Raw genomic sequence first — 1,822 nt, forward strand, 5'->3', positions numbered from 1 at the left:
CGAACACTAGGGTTGCTCTTGCACACTCAAGTCTCGATTCAGCAATTGCTTAAGCTGCCAGCGGAATGCTTTCATCCTAAACCAAAAGTAAACAGTGTCTTAATAAAACTTACCCGCCATACCACAGATGTTCCAGATAAATATTGGAAGCTATATACGTACTTTGTTTCAAAATGGGTCAATCGAGAATATCGTCAACTGTTTACTAAAAATCAGTTTCATCAAGCAATGAAACACGCCAAAGTAAACAATTTAAGTACCGTTACTTATGAGCAAGTATTGTCTATTTTTAATAGTTATCTATTATTTAACGGGAGGAAATAATTCTATGAGTCGCTTTTGTAAATTTGGAAAGTTACACGTTACTAAAGGGAATGTAGATAAATTATTAGGTATACTACTGACAGCTTCCAAGGAGCTAAAGAGGTCCCTAGCGCCTACGGGGAATTTGTATCGATAAGGGGTACAAATTCCCACTAAGCGCTCGGGACCCCTTGTAGGAAAATGTCCTAAGTGTGGCAACAATATTGTATTAAAAAAATCGTTTTATGGTTGTTCAAATTATCCTGAATGTACCTTCACTTTAGCTGAACATTTTAGAAAGAAAAAACTCACCAAAACAAATGTAAAAGAATTACTAGAGGGAAAAGAAACCCTGGTAAAAGGAATCAAAACGAAAGATAGAAAGTCCTACAATGCCGTTGTAAAAATCGGAGAAAAGGGATATATTGATTTTATATCTTTCTCAAAATAAACATAAAAGCCCTTTAAAGAGGGCTTTTATATATTAATCACAAATCACTTATCACAAATCACAAGTGATTTGTGATTGTTGATGATAAAATAAGAATAAGAAGAAATAGAAAGAAGTGAGTGATTGTGGGAAATTTAGGCGCACAAAAAGAAAAACGAAATGATACACCAATCAGTGCAAAAAAAGATATAATGGGAGATAAGACGGTTCGTGTTCGTGCTGACTTGCACCATATCATAAAAATCGAAACAGCAAAGAATGGCGGAAACGTAAAAGAAGTTATGGAAATAAGACTTAGAAGCAAACTTAAGAGTGTGTTGATAGTGCATTATCTTAAAATTTTGTATAATAGGAATTGAAGTTAAATTAGATGCTAAAAATTTGTAATTAAGAAGGAGGGATTCGTCATGTTGGTATTCCAAATGCGTAATGTAGATAAAACATCTACTGTTTTGAAACAGACTAAAAACAGTGATTACGCAGATAAATAAATACGTTAGATTAATTCCTACCAGTGACTAATCTTATGACTTTTTAAACAGATAACTAAAATTACAAACAAATCGTTTAACTTCTGTATTTGTTTATAGATGTAATCACTTCAGGAGAGATTACATGAACAAAAATATAAAATATTCTCAAAACTTTTTAACGAGTGAAAAAGTACTCAACCAAATAAAAAAACAATTGAATTTAAAAGAAACCGATACCGTTTACGAAATTGGAACAGGTAAAGGGCATTTAACGACGAAACTGGCTAAAATAAGTAAACAGGTAACGTCTATTGAATTAGACAGTCATCTATTCAACTTATCGTCAGAAAAATTAAAACTGAATACTCGTGTCACTTTAATTCACCAAGATATTCTACAGTTTCAATTCCCTAACAAACAGAGGTATAAAATTGTTGGGAATATTCCTTACCATTTAAGCACACAAATTATTAAAAAAGTGGTTTTTGAAAGCCATGCGTCTGACATCTATCTGATTGTTGAAGAAGGATTCTACAAGCGTACCTTGGATATTCACCGAACACTAGGGTTGCTCTTGCACACTCAAGTCTCGATT

At 33.0% G+C, this 1,822-nt stretch carries 4 protein-coding genes and 1 pseudogene; all 5 read left to right on the forward strand.

Annotated features, from left to right (window positions below; all coding sequences use genetic code 11):
* Positions 1–324: rRNA adenine N-6-methyltransferase family protein (locus tag K5Q34_RS11620; RefSeq protein ID WP_221865057.1), on the forward strand; the 324-nt coding region annotated here is incomplete at its 5' end.
* Positions 325–493: 169 nt separating this feature from the next.
* A pseudogene (locus tag K5Q34_RS11625) lies at positions 494–754 on the forward strand (topoisomerase DNA-binding C4 zinc finger domain-containing protein); the annotation flags it as partial.
* Positions 755–873: 119 nt separating this feature from the next.
* On the forward strand, positions 874–1,113 hold the full coding sequence (locus K5Q34_RS11630) for a peptide-binding protein (RefSeq protein ID WP_000635249.1): 240 nt from the start codon (positions 874–876) through the stop codon (positions 1,111–1,113).
* A gap of 48 nt (positions 1,114–1,161) precedes the next feature.
* On the forward strand, positions 1,162–1,245 hold the full coding sequence (locus K5Q34_RS11635) for a 23S rRNA methyltransferase attenuation leader peptide (protein WP_001814874.1): 84 nt from the start codon (positions 1,162–1,164) through the stop codon (positions 1,243–1,245).
* 124 nt (positions 1,246–1,369) lie between these two features.
* On the forward strand, positions 1,370–1,822 hold a 453-nt coding region (locus tag K5Q34_RS11640), incomplete at its 3' end, for an rRNA adenine N-6-methyltransferase family protein (protein ID WP_221865058.1).

It is taken from the genome of Streptococcus sp. 2018110 (assembly GCF_019754115.1).
GTDB classification, from domain to species: domain Bacteria; phylum Bacillota; class Bacilli; order Lactobacillales; family Streptococcaceae; genus Streptococcus; species Streptococcus hashimotonensis.